The organism is Mediterraneibacter butyricigenes (assembly GCF_003574295.1).
In the GTDB taxonomy this organism is placed as follows: Bacteria; Bacillota; Clostridia; order Lachnospirales; family Lachnospiraceae; genus Mediterraneibacter_A; species Mediterraneibacter_A butyricigenes.
Map to the genome: position 1 here is coordinate 821,004 of NZ_BHGK01000001.1, position 18,632 is coordinate 839,635.

An 18,632-nucleotide genomic window follows, 5' to 3' on the forward strand; every position below is an offset into this window, starting at 1 on the left:
CTCCTTTTTCTTTTTTATTTCTTGAAATTTTTTCCTTTATAACTTTTTCTGATTTCTGCACGTTTCAAATGTACCTATGAATTTCTAAAATTGAATGTCGCGGAAAATATGTCCCATCTTTTCCTGTTTTGTTTTCAGGTAAATCTGATCATATTTCTGCGGTGCGATCTCGATCGGAACCCGCTCTTTGATTTCCAGTCCAAACCCGCTTAAGCCATACACTTTATCCGGATTGTTGGTCAGTAGTCGCAGGGATTTCACCCCCAGATCCGACAAGATCTGTGCTCCTACCCAATATTCCCGAAGATCCGGTGCGAATCCCAGTTCCAGATTGGCCTCCACTGTGTCAAAGCCTTTTTCCTGTAACTCGTAGGCTTTCAGTTTGTTGATCAATCCGATGCCACGGCCTTCCTGTCTCATATATAAAATGATACCGCGGCCTTCTTTTTCCACCTGCTCCATTGCTTTTTGCAACTGCTCTCCACAGTCACACCGTCTGGATCCGAAGGTATCCCCCGTCAGGCACTCAGAATGTACCCGGCAGAGCACATTTTCTCCCTCCCCGATCTCACCTTTGACCAGTGCCACATGATGCTCGCCCGTGATATCATTGACATAGCCATGAATCGTGAAGTCTCCGTATTTCGTCGGCATTTTCGCAACTGCTTCACAGTTCACATGCTTTTCATGCAGTCTGCAATAATCCTGCAATTCTTTGATGGTGATAAATTTCAGTCCATAGGTATTTGCCAGTTTCCAGAGATTTTCTGTCCGCATCATGGTTCCGTCCTCTTCCATGATCTCACAGCAGACACCACATTCTTTCAGTCCCGCCAGCCGCATCAGATCTACGGTTGCTTCTGTATGACCGTTTCTCACCAACACCCCGCCTTTTCTTGCGGTCAACGGGAAGACATGCCCCGGTCTTCTCAGATCTTCCGGCTTCGTCCCCTCTTCCACGCATTTCATCATGGTATAGGATCTCTCTGCTGCCGAGATTCCTGTGGTAGTGTCCTTGTGATCGATGGATACGGTAAATGCAGTGGAATGGTTGTCTGTGTTCTCGGATACCATCTGCGCCAGTCCCAGTTTATTTGCCAGTTCTTTGGACATCGGAGTACAGATCAGACCCTTGGCATGGCTTGCCATAAAATTGATATTTTCCTGTGTGGCAAATTCTGCGGCACAGATCATGTCTCCCTCATTTTCCCGATCCGGATCATCCGTCACCAGAATGATCTTTCCTGCCTTTAAGTCTTCCAACGCTTCTTCAATCGTATTGTATGGATATTTCATGTTCTCGTCCTCCTTCTTTTGTATGATCCTTTTCTGCTTTTGTTTCTGTCTTTTTTAATTGTCCTTTCTGACATTCAGCCATTTTTTTGTTTATGACATCCTGCTTCTTTAACTCCTGACTTCTTCTCCGCTCACTGATTAATGGTTGTACACTCTCTTGTCTCCCCCCAATTTAGATTTCAAGAGCCTGCAAATCTTCCATCGTCAGACCGGAAGGTTTTTTTGCCGTTCCATTTTCCTTGTCAACTCCTGACCGCTTTGCAACCCCTAGCAGCTTCTCCACATATTTTCCAACGATATCATTTTCCAGATTCACCGGATCACCGATCTGCTTCGTCAGCAGAGTGGTTTCCTCTCCGGTATGCGGAATCACCGATACAGAAAATGTCTGCTCCGTTTCCTCTGCTCTTGCAACTGTCAGGCTGATTCCATCGATACAAATCGAGCCTTTTTCCACGATTAGATTCAGGATATCCGGACTTGCCTGAATCGTAATCCAGACTGCATTTCCTTCTTTTATCTTTTCCTGAATTACACCGGTTCCGTCAATATGACCGGATACGATGTGACCGCCAAATCTGCCATCCGCTGCCATGGCCCGTTCCAGATTTACTTTGGAACCGTTTTTCAACATTCCAAGTGCACTTCTTCGGAAAGTTTCCGCCATCACATCCGCCGTAAATCCATCCGGCTTCAATGAGGTCACGGTCAGGCAGACTCCGTTGACCGCAATGCTGTCTCCGATCTTCGTCCCTTCCAGAACTTTCGCGGCCCTGATCTCCAACGTACCGGAGATTCCCTGCATCGTCACACGCCTGACCGTCCCCTGTTCTTCTATAATTCCTGTGAACATATTTTCAAATCACCGTTCCTTTCTCACATCATCAACGATCATTCATTCTCCACCTCATATTCCAGCAACAGATCTTCGTCAAATTTTCGAACTTCCTGCAATTTCAGCTTCACCGCCTCATCCGGCACTTCGACTCCCAGACCCCTCACCGGTGATTTTGCCTCTTCACCTCCGAATATTTTCGGTGCCACAAAGGCTGAGACATGCTGAACGATTCCTGATTTCAGTGCACTTTCATTCAAGGCTCCGCCACCTTCCAGCAATACACTGTCAATTTCCTGTTCTCCCAGATATTCCATCAGTTTCTTCAGATCAACTTTTCCGGCTTTTCCCGGAAGCTTTACGACCCTGACGCCCTGTTTTTCCAACTCCTGAATTTTTTTCTGAAATTCATTGTCTGTGTCACTATATACTTCCCTCTTGTCCTCGAGGTCTTCGCTCAAATCTTTTTGACAGATTTCATCATTCATCCATTTTCCGGTTTCACTGCAACGTCTGCTTTTTGTTGTTTTCTCATCGTTACTACACTTTCCCACATACGCCACAATCGTCAGATATTCCTTTGCGGTTTTCACGATCTGACTGTCCAGCGGAATCCGAAGCCGGCTGTCACAAATGATCCGAACGGGGCTTCGTTTGCCGGAAATCCTGGTATTTAACATGGGGTCATCTGCCAGAACTGTTCCGATTCCCACCATAATTCCAGTGTATCTGTGCCGCATATGCTGCACTTCCTGTCTCGCAGCTTCCCCTGTAATCCACTTGGAAGCTCCGGTTCTGGTGGCGATCTTTCCATCTGCAGTCATGGCATATTTCAAAACAACGTATGGCGTCTTTGTGGTAATGTAATGAAAAAACACCGGATTCAACCGATCACATACTTCCCGCATAAAATCTTCTTCCACTATCACACCCGCTTCTCTCAAAAGTCTCGCACCTTTTCCAGCAACTTTCGGGTTCGGATCTCTGGAACCAATCACCACACGTCCAATCTTCTGTTCCAGAATTGCTTCTGTACAAGGTGGAGTCCGTCCCTGATGGCAGCAGGGTTCAAGCGTCACATAAATGGTGGCACCTTCTGCCGATTCTCTCAGAGATGCGATGGCATTTCGCTCTGCATGAAGCTCTCCGCATCTTTCGTGATATCCTTCCCCGATGATCCGGCCATCTTTCACAATCACCGCGCCCACCATCGGATTCGGGCTGGTCCAGCCTTCGCCCTGCTTTGCCAGTTCTATGGCACGTTCCATAAATGTTTGATCCTGAGCCTCCTGACTTTGCTGCTGATACGTTATTTCTATTTTTTCTGTTTCTTCTTTCTTCTCTGTACTCATTCTGCTCCTCTCCTCCTTCCGTCATTTCTTTCTCACTTCTGTTTCATTTTCTTCTTTCATAGACTTTGGTTCGTCACCGGACAAAACAAAAGCCCTGCAAAGAATTTTTTCCTCTACAAGGCTTTTTCATCCAAGAAATCCGATCACCGCTATCACTTATAAGCTCTCTCGTATTCCTCTATGTTGATATCAGGAATTCATTTTTATCTCCTTGAAATTTACATCTCCGGAAATAAAAAAACTCTGAAACGGATTTCTCCATCTCAGAGCAATGTATCAAATGTATCTGTATTCTTATCGAGTACTGCATATGACGCATCTTCTTCCATCCAGACTTTACTGTCGGCCCCGGAATCTCACCGGATCATGCCTTTCGGCTCGCGGGCTTTACCGCCGGTAGGGAATTGCACCCTGCCCTGAAGATCACTTTACTTGTTCAACTGATTACAGTATAAGCGCAGAAAGTGTCGTTGTCAAGATTCCAATTTTATTTCTTTCCGGCTTTTCTGACCTGTCCCACGATCAGACAGAGGATCACGGTGATCACCATATCCGGCAGGGTATTTCCAACCGGGATATCCACATTCATCAGATACCGGTACAGAATAAATCCGATCACCCAGATTCCCAGATTCCATACATCCAGTCCTTCTTCTTTCCGGTCTTCTTTCAGGAAGAAGAAATCTGCAATCTGAACTGCGATCATCGGTGCAAATACGGAACCGATCAGATACAGGAAATCGGTGATATTATCCATCGGATATACGATCGCCGCAATGGTTCCCAGGATCGTTACCACGATCGCCACATGATTTCCTTTCCATTTGGACACGATCGTCTCACTGGAAATTCCGGCAGAGTACGCATCCAGGAATGTGGTCGTAACTGTGGAAAATACGATGATCAGAAGACCAGCGATTCCAAGTCCTGCCTTCAACATGATCTGTGCGATATCGGATTCTCCGGTAAAGATGGCTGCGCCCATACCAATCACATACATCCAGCAGCTTACCAGTCCATATACCAGTGCGCTGACTGCCGAACTCTTTACCGGCTCTTTTGCTTCTCTGGTATAATCGCTAATCAGTGGCAGCCAGGATAACGGCATCGCTACGGATAATTCCACAGCTGCTCCGAAACTCATCACATCGTCCATTCCTGTGCTGACTGCTCCGCCGTCAAAGAAAATGACTTTGCACAGGATCAGAGTCAGAATAAACAGTGCGGTCATCGCTACCACATTGACTTTTCCAAGGTTTGTGATTCCGATGGCGATCCACAGAATGATCAGGCCACCGATCACCAGACACCAGATCCATCTTCCGGTTGAAAGGATTCCGGTTGCTGCCAGTGCCCCATCATAGATCATGATGGCAGTCCAGCCTACCAACTGCAAGACATTCAAGATTGCGAACCAGACGCTTCCCTTTTGTCCGAAACTCATTTTGGAAGTTTCCATGGCACTGCATCCGGATTTTCCACCGATCACACCTGCCAGGAATAATAACACACATCCGATCACATGTCCCACGATAATGGCTGCCAGACCTTTTTCAAATCCAAGCGGTGCCAGGGATACTCCGGTCAGGATCTCAGCCAGGGATACTCCGGCTCCAAACCAGATCAGTCCATTTTCAAATACGGAGGTTTTTCTCTCTGTCATCTTAACAGTCCTCCTTTTCTGCCATCTCGGTATATTTTCCGGTCACTGCAAATCCATGATTCATCGGACCACTGCCTTTTCCAAGATCCAGCATCGCTGCCAGTGCCCCGGAAATGTAATCTTTCGCACGTTCCACTGCCGTATCCAGATCATAGCCTTTTGCCAGATTGGATGCGATGGCACTGGAAAGCGTGCAGCCTGTACCATGGGTATTCGGATTGTCGATTCGTTTACCGTTGAACCACTTGAACTCACCCTCCCGACACAGCAGGTCATTGGCATCGTTCAACTGATGGCCGCCTTTTAATAATACCGCACAATGATAGGTCTTGTTGATCATAAGTGCCGCTTCTTCCATCTCCTTTGCGCTGGTGATCTTTGCGCCGAAAAGGACTTCTGCCTCCGGAATGTTCGGTGTGATCACGGTTGCCATTGGAAGGAGTGTGGATTTCAGGGTTTCAATGGCATCATCACTGATCAGTTTTGCTCCACTGGTTGCCACCATCACCGGATCCACTACAATATTTTCTGCCTGATATTCTTTTAATTTTCCTGCGATCATTTCGATCAGCGGGCTGGCTGATACCATTCCGATCTTCACCGCATCCGGACGGATATCCGTAAAGATTGCGTCGATCTGACTTCCTAAAAACTCTGGTGTAACGTCCATAATTCCTGTAACGCCGGTGGTGTTCTGTGCAGTCAGTGCTGTAATCGCGCTCATCGCATACACACCATTTGCAAGCATGGTCTTCATATCAGCCTGAATTCCGGCGCCTCCGCTGCAATCACTGCCAGCGATTGTTAATGCTGTTCTCATAAAATTCTCCTCTCGTTTTCCTGCATTAATTTTCTTAAGCGACAAAAGGTGGTGCCCCCAATCCGCCGCTCTGTTTGATAAACTGCATTTTTGCAGATATCATTCCCGGATTGCTATCTTGCGAGCATCTCTTTTGTACGCTCACACAATTCTTTTGATGCTTCTTTCACATCCTCCTGTGCAAAGATTGCACTGATCACTGCGATTCCGCAGATTCCGGAACCTGCCAGTTCTCTTACATTTTCTTTGGTAATTCCTCCGATCGCAATGACCGGAATCTTTACCGCTTCGCAGATTGCTTTCAGTGTCTCATGTTCCACTTCTTTGGCATCATCCTTGGAGCCTGTTGCAAAGACGGCCCCCACACCCAGGTAATCTGCTCCGTGTTTTTCCGCAAGCAAAGCCTGTTCTACGGTCTGTGCCGATACCCCGATGATCTTGTCCGGTCCCAGTTTCGCACGGACATCACCGGCTTCCATATCACTTTGACCTACGTGAACTCCATCTGCTCCGATCTCAGCTGCGATCTCCACATTATCATTGATCACAAAAGGAACCTTATATTTTTCACAGAGTGCTTTCAGCTCCTCTGCCTCTTCCAGAAATTTCTCCGGATCCAGATCCTTTTCCCGGATCTGTACAAAGGTCACGCCTCCCTGAATCGCCTCTTCTACCTGATCCACCAGGCGTTTTCCGTTTAACCAGCGACGGTCTGTCACTGCATATAATAATAAATCTTTTTTATCGCACTTCATACTTTGCTCCCTCATCTAAGGTCTTCTGATCCATGTTGTAGATTGCATCGATGATCCGGTTACGGTAAGTAGAATTGCCGTCTCCTTCCTGCATTCTGGAAAATCCGATCTCTCCGGCCAGTCCCATGGTGCAGACTGCTGCCGCTGCCGCTTTTAATTTTTCTTCCGGGTTTGCCGTGATAAATGCTGTCATCACTCCGGAAAGCTGGCAACCGGTTCCCGTAATCTTCCCCATCTCCGGGCGACCGTTTCGGATCACATAACACTTCGTTCCGTCACTGACCAGATCGATGGCTCCGGTCACCGCAATGATGCATCCCATTTTTTCCGCAAATGTTTTGACAAACGCGATAGACTGATCCAGATTTTCCTCTGTCACCGCGTCTGCCACATCCGCATCGACCCCTTTGGTGGTGCCGCTTCCAAGCGCCAGCGTCTTGATCTCAGAAATGTTTCCACGGATCACATCAAATTTGATCTCCTGAATCAGTTTCAGCGCCGTCTCTGTACGAAATGCACTGGCTCCTGCTCCCACCGGATCCAGAAGTACGGCATGTCCCAGTTCATTTGCTTTCTTTCCTGCCAGAAACATTCCCTCTACGGTTCTCTGATTTAAAGTTCCGATATTGATATTCAGGCCTCCGCAAATGGATGTGATATCTTCCACATCCTTCGGATCGTCTGACATGATCGGGCTTCCGCCACATGCAAGCAATACATTTGCCACATCGTTGACCGTCACATAATTGGTAATGTTATGCACCAGTGGGACATTTGCCCGTACCTGATCTACACAAGCTCCTAATGTACTCATCGTTTCTCCTCCTTTATATTCTTATGATTCTGTAAGCCTCGCTCCTGTGACTGTCGCTTGCGACATTTTCATGAATCGTCACAGTGCGCATCCTCACAGAGCGTTTTCATAGATAGGATACAATTTCCCACACATGAAAAAAGACACCCCAATTATGGAGTATCTGTCAATCTTCTGCATCCGCATTTTCTCTGCACGCTGCATCCATTCCTACGTTGGCATTATCCACATCAGGTTCCCGGGTCGAAATCTTCAATTTCCTCTCAGCCTGCTTGATACGCAAGCTCCCCTTTTCTTTTCCATCCCTATTATACTACGGATTTCCCAAAATGCAAGACATACCGCTTTTTATCGGTTCCCCCTTAACTTTCCCCCCTGACTTTTTCATGGGATTTGCAGGAACCCGGTACTGTATTTCATACGGAATTTTCATTGAAAAAGCGGAACATCTGCGCCATAATAAAATCATCCGGTCTGTGATTCAAGAATAAACCCATAAGATCCGGATTCTTTTCGGAGCATTCCGATATCAAAGAATAGTAAAAAGGAGACAAACTCATGAAATCATCAGAAGAACTTCGCAATTTATTACAACGGATCGACCATCGCGGTTATCCGGCTTATAAAGATACAAAAGGATGTTATTCCTTCGGTAATTACACCTTATCCATCGATCATGTACAGGGAGATCCTTTCGCCGCACCTTCCAAAGTCAGCATTCGGATTGCTCAGAAATTCCACAAAATCCCGGCGGAACTTTTTGATCAGCCTTATAAACGGATTGCTTTACAGGACTTTTTGCTCCGCGGATTTTCCCGCGCTGTTGATAAAGTTTCTTTCAAAGCCAAAGGTTCCGGAAAAAGCGGACTCCTTTCTGTCAGCCGCTGTTCCCAGGAGATTCTGGAGCGAACCGCCTGCACGATCCAGCCCGGCTCCGGCGAGTTGAAGCTTTGTATGGAAGTGGGCTTTCCGGCAAACGGACGTACCATCAATGCAAAAGAACTGATCAAAATTTTCTTCGACCTTCTGCCGGACGTGATTCATCAGTGCCTGTTTTTCAGCCGGCTCCCGCAGCAAAAACTGCAGTCTGTCATTGAACTGGCTGAAGATCAGCAGTATATCCGGGAACAGTTGCCCCAGATGGGACTGACTGCCTTTATCGCCAACCAGTCCATTTTGCCCAGAGAAAGCGGAATTTCTTCCAGACCGATGAAAAACGCCATTCCATTTGTCTCCCCGGCTTCTATGGAAGTTGCTCTCACACTTCCTCACCGCGGCGTAATCAAAGGAATGGGAATTCCTCAGGGCATCACTCTGATCGTGGGCGGTGGATACCACGGGAAATCTACCCTGTTAAAAGCACTGGAAACCGGAGTCTATAACCACATTTCCGGGGATGGCCGGGAATATGTAATCACAGAAAATACTGCGATGAAGATCCGCGCCGAGGATGGTCGCAGCATTTCACAGACTGATATTTCATTCTTTATCAACGACCTGCCAAATAAGAAAGACACGACTTCTTTTTCCACAGAAGACGCCAGCGGAAGCACCTCTCAGGCGGCAAATATCATGGAAAGTATGGAATCCGGTACCCACACCTTCCTGATCGATGAGGACACCAGCGCCACCAACTTCATGATCCGGGATGAACTGATGCAGCGTGTGGTTCTTCGGGAAAAAGAACCCATCACCCCTTTTATCGAACGGGTACGCTACCTCTACGAAACCTGTGGAATTTCTACGGTAATCGTTGCCGGAAGTTCCGGTTCCTATTTTCAGGTAGCCGACCATGTCATCCAGATGGATCAGTATGTTCCTTACGAAATTACCGAAACTGCAAAAGAAGCCGCTGCGGATTATCCTTCCATCACACTGCCGGATGCACCGGCCGACAAGCCCTCTTTCCATCGCGTCATGCGTCCTGTTTCCATGTCCGGGGATCGGGGCCGTACCAAAATGAAAACATTGAGCAAAGACGCGTTCTCCATCAACCGCGATACCGTGGATCTTCGTTACGTAGAACAGTTGATGGATTCCGAGCAGACCACAGCTTTGTCTTACTGTCTGCTCTATGCCGAATCCCATCTGATCAATGGGAAAGCCACTCTTCAGGAGGTGGTCGAGAATCTGATGGAGCTTCTGAAGAAAAAAGGACTGTTTGAAATTATGGAAAGCACTTATGCCAAATCCAATCTGGCAATGCCGAGAAAGCAGGAGATCTTTGCCTGCCTGAACCGATATCGGAAATTATAAAGATGGAATATTTATTTACAGATCAAAAAGCTGTGGAAGTTCTTTTAAGGAATCGATAGTGTAGTCAGGATCCTTCACATCACCGAATCCGTAGGTTACCCAGACGAAAGGAACGTCAGCATCCTTGCAGGCTTGTGCATCAGAAGGCGTATCACCTACATAGACCACATCTTTCAAACCTTCTCGTTCCATTAATTTCCGAATGGAACCGGATTTCGGAAGAAGGGTTTCCCCATAACAGAGATGACCGGAGATAAAATCTTCAATTCCGGTCGTTTCAATACAGGTGGTATCGTATCCGGTCTGGCAGTTGCTGACAACGTAAAGTGGAATTTTCTCAGACAACTCTTTCAGAGCATCATAAACATCAGGATAAAGAGTTCCGGGATGTTTCGGAAGATATTCCCCCTGAGCCTTCTGGCAGGCTTTTAAGACTTCCGGACGTTCTTCCGGTGGCAGCGGGGCCAGAAGCTGATCTCTTAAAATGTCCATCTGTTTTCCAAATGCATTCTGCAAATCTTTCGCAGTCAGTTCAAAGGGAACGGATGCGTTTTCCTTTACAGCCTGCGTCCAGGCAACTGCTGCCTGTGGGGTAGAATCCCAGATTGTTCCGTCTATATCAAAAATAATTGCGTCCATTTATATCTTCTCCTTTATGAAATGCATATACCGGTAAATGTGCCTGGTGGCACTTCCGGTGATTATTCTAGCGCAAATAATCCGGAAAATCCATTGCATTTTCTGACAGACTTACAGAAGAAAAACAAGAAAAATCGTGCAGGGTGTACAGCAAGGCACTCAGGACACATAGCAGAAGCCGAAAAAGAAATTGCACAATAGAAAAAATGTGATATAATAGTTTGGTAACAGTTTTGGAGATGTACCCAAGTGGCTGAAGGGTCCGCACTCGAAATGCGGTAGGTCGGTTTACCGGCGCGAGAGTTCAAATCTCTCCATCTCCGTAGAAAAATCCAGCAGTAATTTTCTACTGCTGGATTTTATTCTATGAGTTCTTTCTTTATATATTCCATATAATTCTTTAATATATCCAAATCCGTACCGGAATACAACATTCTGGCTCCGACCGCATCTTCTATCTCATTTAATACCATTTTCCCCTGATCAAAGAGAAAATCAATTCCCACATAGTCTGTTTTTAATTCTTCCAGAATTTTTTGCACCATATACTGCTCTTCTGCCCCCAGTTCATAAGGCTCCGCCTGTCCTCCCAGACAGAAATTGCTGCGAAAATCCGTTTCCGATACCCGAAGCATCGCCTGTACAATCCGATTTCCTATAGCATACACTCTTACGTCTTTTCCCAGTTCTGATGCAGGTCGCTGGATCATCCATTTTTTCCCGTCCAGCAATCGTTTTACCTTTGATAGTTCTGTCGCATTTTCCACCCAGAACACTTCCGTTCCCCCGTGACCACCACAGGATTTTGCCACCAGCGGAAATGTAACACTTCCCTGTAAAACGTCTTTTACGTCTTTTGCTTCTTTCGTCTTTTCCCCGGTCTTTGCCTCCGTTCCTGACATATCTGACGCATACAAAGATTCTCCGTCTTTCCACTCCAATGTAGGAATTTCCAGAGATTCCGCGAACTCCAGCGTCTGCTCTTTGTCATTTGCAATCCGGGTCACGGAAGAAGAATTGAACACTCGAATTCCTTTTTCTTCAAACCACTCTGCCAGACAAGTATCCCGACTCCGGTTGATCACATACCCCGGAAGTTCACGAACTTTGCAGTCCGCATTTTCCTCTGACGCTTCCCAACTATCGTTCTTCCACGCTTTCCACCACTGCCAGGTTTTTACCTCCAAAGGGATCTCCAGACGTTCCGCATTTTCACACATGACCCGAATGGAAAATTGATTCCGCACGATTTCCTCTTCCTGATAAATCAGCCATCCATGCTTCTTTCTCATTTCTCGTCCCCTCACTCTATATCACAGTTCTTTTCTGCTTCGATTCCAGCAGAGTCTGTTACAGTTGCTCCAAAATGTAAGAAATAATTGCATCTGCCACATTGATGCCGGTACAGTCATAAATATTTTTAAAATGAGCATTGGAATTCACTTCACAGAGGATCGGCTCTTCCTCTTCTCCAAACAAAATGTCTACTCCCGCGAAATCCAAACCCAGAGTCCACATGACTTTTCTTGCCAGTTCTACCTGGGCTTCCTTCGGTTCATAAGGTTTCATGCTTCCTCCATTGGTGATATTGGCACGGAAATCTGTGTCATTATACCGATACATGGCAGCCACCGGATTTTCTCCCACCATATTGATGCGGATGTCATGTCCTTTCGATGCTTCGATATATTCCTGAAGCAAAAACGGTCGATTCTTCAGCTCCGGCAATAACGTTCTCAGTTCCTGTTCACTTTGCACCAGGTGCACCTGCGCCCCAAAGGAACCAAAACTTTCTTTTAACACCAACGGATAACCCAGATCTTCCCCCGCATGTTCAAAATATGCCGTCTGGTCATAATATCCGTCTTTTGCAAATGTCATCGGTGCGATCCAGGTCTTCGGCATAGAAATTCCTGCATTTTTCAGACAAATATACGTCCGGGATTTATCATCACAGACAGCAATACTCTGTGCGGAATTGAACAGACGAAATCCTTCTTCTTCCATCAGTCTTGCCAGCCGCACATCTTTGTCCCAGAAGATCACAAAATCCGGTCGCTCCATTTCCCGGATCTTTCCGCTGCAAACAGCTTCCATCATCTCATTATTTCCAAAGCGCCTTATCTGACAGCCTTTCCGCGCTCCGGCTTCTTCGATCCAACGATAGATTTCCAGAAATTTCGGATTTGTAATATATCCGTTTACAATCAGCCATCCCTGTTTCATTTTCCCATGTCCTTTCCCTGCTACTTCAAAGTTTTCAAGTTTTTCTTTGCACCGCTTCTCTTTTTGCCGGTTTTTTCACCGCTTTTCTTTTCGCCTGACTTTCTGCCCGATTCTCAGTCGTACTTCTCTCGCCAGGCTTTTACTCTGCTTCCTCGCTGTTCCAACCTTTGCACACGTCGATCCAGGCTTTTGACTCTGCACAAATCTCCAACTCCGTAATATTCAAACGAACCGCACTGTTCGCACTTCCTGCTGCCGGATAAACGATTTCAAACCGTTTCAGCGACTCATCCAGATAAACTTCCACCTTCGGCCTGATGGCAAACGGGCAGACTCCGCCCGGCGCATGCCCGATGATCTCCTCTACCTCTGCTCCCGGTATCATCTTTGCTTTCACACCAAAATAACTCTTATATTTCTTATTATCTACTTTCGCATCTCCGGCTGCCACGATCAGAATCGGTGTGTCCTTCACCAGAAAGGATAAGGTTTTTGCAATCTGCTTTTCCTCACATCCCAATGCTTCTGCTGCCTCTGCAACGGTGGCACTGGAATGATCCAGTTCCATCACTCTGTCTTCATATCCCTTTTCAGCCAGATATTTTTTTGCTTCTTCTATTGCCATGATGTTTCCTCCTGTTTCTTTTCTGATACCATTTTCTGCTGATGAAGCTCTATGTCACCTTACCGTTTTACCGGTTCCCGTTTCTCACCTGTCAATGTTCTTTTGTTTCACGTAATATCTCTTTATCGGCTCCTGTCCCTTCGTTCATTGATGTTCCTATATTCTACAGAATATCACTTTCCCGACCACAACTAATAAGGGCATGTTTCCGGAACATAAAAATCGTGCCTGACACATAAAAAAAGGGAACGCAGTTTCCATGCGTTCCCCTGCACTTTCCTACTATATAGCAATTTCTTTAGGAAAGCAAATCTTTCACGGCTGCTTTTTCCATGGAGATTCCATTTTTAAAGCGCTCAATAAATACTTCAAATCCTTCTACGTCTGCCGGATCCGGATCCATGCTGGTTCCTTCATCTCCGTGGAAGACTTTTTCTGCCAGATAATGATCCAGTGTCTCATCTGCCTCTTTGTTGATCATATAGGATGCAAGCAGAGCCATTCCCCATGGTCCGCCTTCTCCGGCCGTCTCCATAACAGAGATCGGAGTGTTCATTGCGGCTGCCATAAATCTCTGACCTACTCCTTTTGTCTTAAAGAGTCCGCCGTGTCCCAACAGCTTGTCGATCTCTACATGCTCTTTCTTGGTCAGGATATCCATTCCCACTTTCAGAGCTCCCATGGAAGTATACAGATGGGTTCTCATAAAGTTGGCCAGGTTAAATTTGCTGTCCGGTTTCCGAACAAACAGCGGGCGTCCTTCTTCCATGCCCATGATAAATTCTCCGGAGAAAAATCCGTAAGACAGCAGGCCTCCGCAGTCCGGATCTCCTTCCAGTGCCTTCCGGTAAAGGGTTCCGTACAGGTCGTTCATATCCACTTTCATTCCGAAGGACTCGGAAAATTCTTTAAAAATGTTGACCCATGCATTCAGATCAGACGTACAGTTATTGGCATGTACCATTGCCACCAGATCTCCGGACGGAGTCGTTACCATATCAATCTCCGGATAGAAATTCTCCAACGGTTTCTCCAGCACCGTCATTCCGAAAATGGATGTTCCCGCTGATACATTTCCGGTTCTTCTTGCCACACTGTTGGTTGCTACCATACCGGTTCCTGCATCGCCTTCCGGCGGACAGATCGGAATTCCTGCTTTTAACTTGCCGGATACATCCAGAAGGGCTGCTCCTTCTTCTGTCAGAACGCCTGCCGGTGCTCCTGCCGGAAGTGCCTTCGGAAGGATCTCTTCTAATTTCCACGGAAAATGTTTTTCCTCGATCAGAGCATCAAACTGAGCGATCATCTTTGCATCATAATCTTTGGTTGCCATGTCGATCGGGAACATACCGGATGCATCTCCGATTCCCAGTACCTTTTCTCCGGTCATCTTCCAGTGGATGTAACCTGCCAGTGTCGTAAAGAATGTAATCTCTTTTACATGCGGCTCTTCATTTAAGATTGCCTGATACAGATGTGCAATACTCCAACGCTCCGGAATATTGTACTGGAACAGCTCGATCAGCTCTTTGGCTGCCTGTCCGGTCATACTGTTTCTCCAGGTTCTGAACGGAACCAGAAGATCTCCCGCTTCGTTAAATGCCATGTATCCGTGCATCATCGCACTGAAACCGATGGCTCCGACTTCTGTCAGCTCTACGTCATATTTTTCTTTTACATCTTTTACCAGATTGGAATAGCTGTCCTGTAATCCACTCCAGATATCCTCCAGAGAATAGGTCCAGATTCCATCCTCCAGACGGTTCTCCCATTCATGATCACCGGATGCGATCGGAATATGATTCTCATCCACCAGTACTGCCTTGATTCTGGTAGAACCAAATTCAATACCAAGCGCTGTCTTTTTGTTTAAAATGCTGTTCTTTGCAGCTTCTGTTGCCATATCTGCACCTCCACTTTCCCATACAAGTCCATTGTCATCACTTCCATGTCTACCGAACCTCTTTTACGTTCCGGCCACATGTGTTCTCGTACATTATACACGATAGAAAAACATTTTTCCACAGATTTTTTCAGCTATTTAACCAAGTTTTAAATTTTTACAAATCAGATCCTTCTACCTGTGTGCTACTTCTCCATCCGGTCATCTGCTTCCAGTGCTGCCATAAACAATTCATAGAAATCATCCTCCCCGAAAGCATCGGGGAATTCTCTCCGCCGCCATTGGTACTGCGCTTCATGGCCGCATGAAATTCTTCTCCTGCACAGATCAGATCCATTTCATATACTTCATAACCGGCTTCCCTGCAAGTCCTGCAAAACGCTCCATACGGGTCTTTGGAATTTCTGGTTTCCAAAAGTGTCTTGCGAAATTCTTTGTCGTGTATCGCTTTTCGTTCCAGTTCATCTAAGATTGCCACTAGTTCCATTTTCTCACACTCCTTTTTTCTTGCAAATGTCTTCCAGACAACATTTCTCACAATAAGGCTTTGTCCTTGCGGTACAGACATCTCGACCGTGATATACCAGACGATGGCAGAAATCACTGCCCTCTTCCGGCGGCACGATTTTCCACAATGCCATCTCTACTTTCTTCGGATCTTTCAGATCATCCACCAACCCGATTCGGTTGGACAGGCGGATGCAATGGGTATCTGTTACGATAGCCGGTTTTCCAAACACATCTCCCATGATCAGGTTGGCGCTTTTTCGTCCAACCCCTGGCAGTTTCAACAATGCATCGAAATCATCCGGAACTTTTCCATCATATTCATCCCGAATCATTTTCATACAGGCGCTGATATCCCTGGCTTTGCTTTTTCCAAGTCCGCAGGGTCTGACAATCTCCTCAATCTCCGAAACGTCTGCATCTGCCAGTGCATTTACATCCGGAAACTTCTTATATAAATCTTCCACCACTACATTCACTCTGGCATCGGTACACTGTGCCGCCAGCCGGACACTGACCAGAAGTTTCCACGCCTGATCATAATCCAGCGTACATCCTGCATCGGGATATTCTTTTTTCAATCGTTCGATCACTTCTTTTGCGAGCTGTTTTTTCGTCATATTATGTATCCTCTTTTCTTCCGTGAAATCTATTTCTTCCATATCCGCATAAATTTTTTATCTTCCATATTTCTTCTATTATCATAAGATGTCGCCGGACTGTCAAGAACTCCCTCTCCTTTTTCCGCTCTTTTTCGCGCCCTTCCCCTACATTTTTCTAAAAAATTTTCTACATTTTGACCGTTCTCTTTTTATTGACGTTAAAGCACATCCGGGATTATACTTAAAATACAAATGTTACTCGAGATTTTGACTTGTTTTTACCTGTTTTAATTACATATCATCCTCCTGTCGTCAGGCCACTCCCCGAATCTGACGCTGGGCATAATCTCTTAACCTTACTCTCTCAATTGGAGGAAATACCTATGAAGAAGCACCCAAAACACTTATTTGGTCTCTTCGTTTCCTTTTGCCTGGCAGCCTGCTTTCTCCCAATGCATGTGTCTGCCGCGCCCAACCAGACGACTCCCATCGTCATTGATGTCGGCGGCGCAAATGTAGATGAAGATGCCTACGCAATTACCGATACCGGTATCAACCTGAAGCAGCGGGACGTTGTCTACAAGCTCACCGGAACAACCGATAAAAAGCTTAATTTCTGGGGAAGCAACAACTCCGCTGATATCAATCAGGCCTATTATCTCACTTTAGACAATGTCAACGCAAATGGTGGAATCCAGATTCAGAACAGTCCGGTCAAGATGGTTATCACCGTTCCGGAAAATACCGTGAACAATCTTGGACTGGTTGTCGCCAATGATCTGACGATCCAGGGCTCCGGTACTCTGAACACCACCGATTTAAGTGTCGGTCAGCAGAACACCCTGTATATGCCAAGTGCACTGACTGTTACTGACACCACGATCAATGTCACTTTAAGTTCCAAACGGTATTCTCAGATGAACGGTACCTGTGTACTCGGCGGAAATGCAACCATAACCTACAGAGGCGGCGGTACATACGCCCCGTTACATCTCGGAGAGGAATCCCGTCACACCCATTCACTCCTGCTGAAAGATCAGGCGAAGCTTTACTGTCTTCAGGATGATCCTGATACCCCTGCTGCCAGTTCAGTAAGCGGGCTGGAAGCATTCCAGAGTGCCACCATCACTCTGACCGGTTCCAGCTATCTGGAGGCAGAAGGAAAAGATTCCACCGGAAAATATTTCGGAATGGGTGTTTGTTCCGGCAATCCGATTTACGTCCAGGACAATGCCACACTCAAAACGACTGGTTATGACATTGCGCTCTGGGCCGGATCGTTAAATGTAACCGGAGGTACAGTCATCGCCAACAGCCATTACGGCAATGGAATCTGCGCAGACGATATCTCCATCTCCGACGCGACAGTAGAAGCATCCGGATACTATCCGGCTCTTTATGGCGCTAACAGTCTTACAATCTCTGACAGCAAGATCAAGGCAACTTCCAGCTCTGATGTTGCCATTTTCAGCCCCGGTGATGTAACCATCTCCCAGAGTGTTCTTCAGACAACTTCTGCAGACGACTATGACGGTATTCTGTCCAGGAAAACGCTGTCTATCCGAAACTCCTGGTTTGAGACAACTGACAGCAACTCCTATGACGGTGCCCTTACAGACTCTATTTTATTCAACGGAACAAAAGGTAAAGTCATCGGTTCTGCAACCCTTCCATTCGATTTCACTCTGTCTGACGATATGACATTGGATATCCCGGAAGGAGCCTCTTTCACCGTTCCGGAAGGAATCACCTTCACGAACAACGGTACCGTTCAGGTCGAAGGATCTGTTGCCAATCAGGGAACGCTCATCTGCAACATCCACACCGGCGGAACTGCAACCTGTGCGAAAAAAGCTGTATGCGAACTCTGCGCAGCGGAATACGGAGAACTTGCGCCGGATAATCACACAGATCTGCAGCATGTGGAAGCCAAAGCTGCCACTACCACTTCTGAGGGTAATGTAGAATACTGGTACTGCAAAGATTGTGGAAAATATTATTCAGATAAAGAAGCCACCAAAGAAATGAAACAGGCCGATACCGTCATTGCCAAACTTGCCGATAAAAATGACAAGAACGACAAGACAGATAAAAATGATAAGAATAACAAGACGGACAAGAATAATAACGCTGACAAAGATACGAAAACCGCCAAAAACTCTGCGAAGAAGACCAACTCCAAAACCGCACCGAAATCCGGTGACAGCAGTTCTCTGCTTTTCTGGAGTTTCCTGCTTCTCCTTGGCGGATGCGGAAGTTTCGTAACCTGGCAGAAACGTAAAATGCACTAAAGTATTAAAAAAGCTGACACTTACATGAAAGGATATCTGAAATCCAGG

At 46.4% G+C, this 18,632-nt stretch carries 16 protein-coding genes, 1 tRNA gene and 1 riboswitch; of the genes, 3 read left to right on the top strand and 14 right to left on the bottom strand.

Annotation, left to right across the window (positions count from 1 at the left end; translation table 11 throughout):
• Positions 1-84: 84 nt before the first annotated feature.
• The 7 genes from KGMB01110_RS03875 to thiM all read right to left on the bottom strand — a co-directional run bounded on the left by KGMB01110_RS03875 (position 85) and on the right by thiM (position 7,535).
• Positions 85-1,296: a bifunctional 3,4-dihydroxy-2-butanone-4-phosphate synthase/GTP cyclohydrolase II gene (locus KGMB01110_RS03875; RefSeq protein ID WP_119297615.1), complete on the bottom strand. Its 1,212-nt coding sequence runs from the start codon at positions 1,294-1,296 to the stop codon at positions 85-87.
• Between the two features lie 172 nt (positions 1,297-1,468).
• Positions 1,469-2,149 (bottom strand): riboflavin synthase, encoded by a 681-nt coding sequence (locus tag KGMB01110_RS03880; RefSeq protein WP_119297616.1) that lies wholly within the window; start codon positions 2,147-2,149, stop codon positions 1,469-1,471.
• A gap of 38 nt (positions 2,150-2,187) precedes the next feature.
• Positions 2,188-3,483: a bifunctional diaminohydroxyphosphoribosylaminopyrimidine deaminase/5-amino-6-(5-phosphoribosylamino)uracil reductase RibD gene (ribD, locus tag KGMB01110_RS03885; protein WP_119297617.1), complete on the bottom strand. Its 1,296-nt coding sequence runs from the start codon at positions 3,481-3,483 to the stop codon at positions 2,188-2,190.
• 313 nt (positions 3,484-3,796) lie between these two features.
• A riboswitch (FMN riboswitch) is annotated at positions 3,797-3,911 on the bottom strand.
• Between the two features lie 59 nt (positions 3,912-3,970).
• On the bottom strand, positions 3,971-5,146 hold the full coding sequence (cytX, locus tag KGMB01110_RS03890) for a putative hydroxymethylpyrimidine transporter CytX (protein WP_119297618.1): 1,176 nt from the start codon (positions 5,144-5,146) through the stop codon (positions 3,971-3,973).
• Between the two features lies 1 nt (position 5,147).
• The gene (gene thiD / locus KGMB01110_RS03895; protein ID WP_117602827.1) at positions 5,148-5,966 is read right to left on the bottom strand and encodes a bifunctional hydroxymethylpyrimidine kinase/phosphomethylpyrimidine kinase; all 819 of its coding nucleotides are present in this window, start codon (positions 5,964-5,966) and stop codon (positions 5,148-5,150) included.
• Between the two features lie 113 nt (positions 5,967-6,079).
• Positions 6,080-6,721 (bottom strand): thiamine phosphate synthase, encoded by a 642-nt coding sequence (thiE, locus tag KGMB01110_RS03900; protein WP_119297619.1) that lies wholly within the window; start codon positions 6,719-6,721, stop codon positions 6,080-6,082.
• Positions 6,708-7,535, bottom strand: coding sequence for a hydroxyethylthiazole kinase (thiM, locus tag KGMB01110_RS03905; RefSeq protein WP_119297620.1), 828 nt, complete (start codon positions 7,533-7,535; stop codon positions 6,708-6,710). Before thiM ends, thiE begins: the two co-directional genes overlap by 14 nt.
• A gap of 558 nt (positions 7,536-8,093) precedes the next feature.
• Between thiM and KGMB01110_RS03910 the strand changes: the two genes are divergently transcribed.
• Entirely contained in the window at positions 8,094-9,791 is a 1,698-nt protein-coding gene (locus tag KGMB01110_RS03910) for an ABC-ATPase domain-containing protein (RefSeq protein WP_119297621.1), read from the top strand.
• A gap of 15 nt (positions 9,792-9,806) precedes the next feature.
• Here the strand turns inward: KGMB01110_RS03910 and KGMB01110_RS03915 are convergent, their stop codons facing one another.
• A complete protein-coding gene (locus KGMB01110_RS03915; RefSeq protein WP_117888928.1) occupies positions 9,807-10,430 on the bottom strand; it encodes an HAD family hydrolase in 624 nt (207 codons plus the stop codon).
• 235 nt (positions 10,431-10,665) lie between these two features.
• Between KGMB01110_RS03915 and KGMB01110_RS03920 the strand changes: the two genes are divergently transcribed.
• A tRNA-Ser gene (locus KGMB01110_RS03920) sits at positions 10,666-10,753 on the top strand.
• A 36-nt stretch (positions 10,754-10,789) separates the two neighbouring features.
• Here the strand turns inward: KGMB01110_RS03920 and KGMB01110_RS03925 are convergent.
• From KGMB01110_RS03925 to KGMB01110_RS03950, 6 genes are all read right to left on the bottom strand, one after another.
• Complete coding sequence (locus tag KGMB01110_RS03925; protein WP_119297622.1) at positions 10,790-11,722, bottom strand: ATP-grasp domain-containing protein; 933 nt, start codon at positions 11,720-11,722, stop codon at positions 10,790-10,792.
• Between the two features lie 58 nt (positions 11,723-11,780).
• The gene (locus KGMB01110_RS03930; RefSeq protein ID WP_119297623.1) at positions 11,781-12,656 is read right to left on the bottom strand and encodes an ATP-grasp domain-containing protein; all 876 of its coding nucleotides are present in this window, start codon (positions 12,654-12,656) and stop codon (positions 11,781-11,783) included.
• Between the two features lie 139 nt (positions 12,657-12,795).
• Entirely contained in the window at positions 12,796-13,281 is a 486-nt protein-coding gene (locus tag KGMB01110_RS03935; protein WP_117888931.1) for a YbaK/EbsC family protein, read from the bottom strand.
• A gap of 298 nt (positions 13,282-13,579) precedes the next feature.
• Positions 13,580-15,184 (bottom strand): xylulokinase, encoded by a 1,605-nt coding sequence (locus KGMB01110_RS03940; protein ID WP_119297624.1) that lies wholly within the window; start codon positions 15,182-15,184, stop codon positions 13,580-13,582.
• A gap of 157 nt (positions 15,185-15,341) precedes the next feature.
• Positions 15,342-15,671 (bottom strand): hypothetical protein, encoded by a 330-nt coding sequence (locus tag KGMB01110_RS03945; RefSeq protein WP_306307823.1) that lies wholly within the window; start codon positions 15,669-15,671, stop codon positions 15,342-15,344.
• Between the two features lie 4 nt (positions 15,672-15,675).
• Entirely contained in the window at positions 15,676-16,311 is a 636-nt protein-coding gene (locus tag KGMB01110_RS03950; RefSeq protein WP_117888934.1) for an endonuclease III domain-containing protein, read from the bottom strand.
• Between the two features lie 365 nt (positions 16,312-16,676).
• On the opposite strand from KGMB01110_RS03950, the gene KGMB01110_RS03955 reads away from it, so the two are divergent.
• Positions 16,677-18,584: an autotransporter outer membrane beta-barrel domain-containing protein gene (locus KGMB01110_RS03955; RefSeq protein ID WP_119297625.1), complete on the top strand. Its 1,908-nt coding sequence runs from the start codon at positions 16,677-16,679 to the stop codon at positions 18,582-18,584.
• Positions 18,585-18,632: the final 48 nt, after the last annotated feature.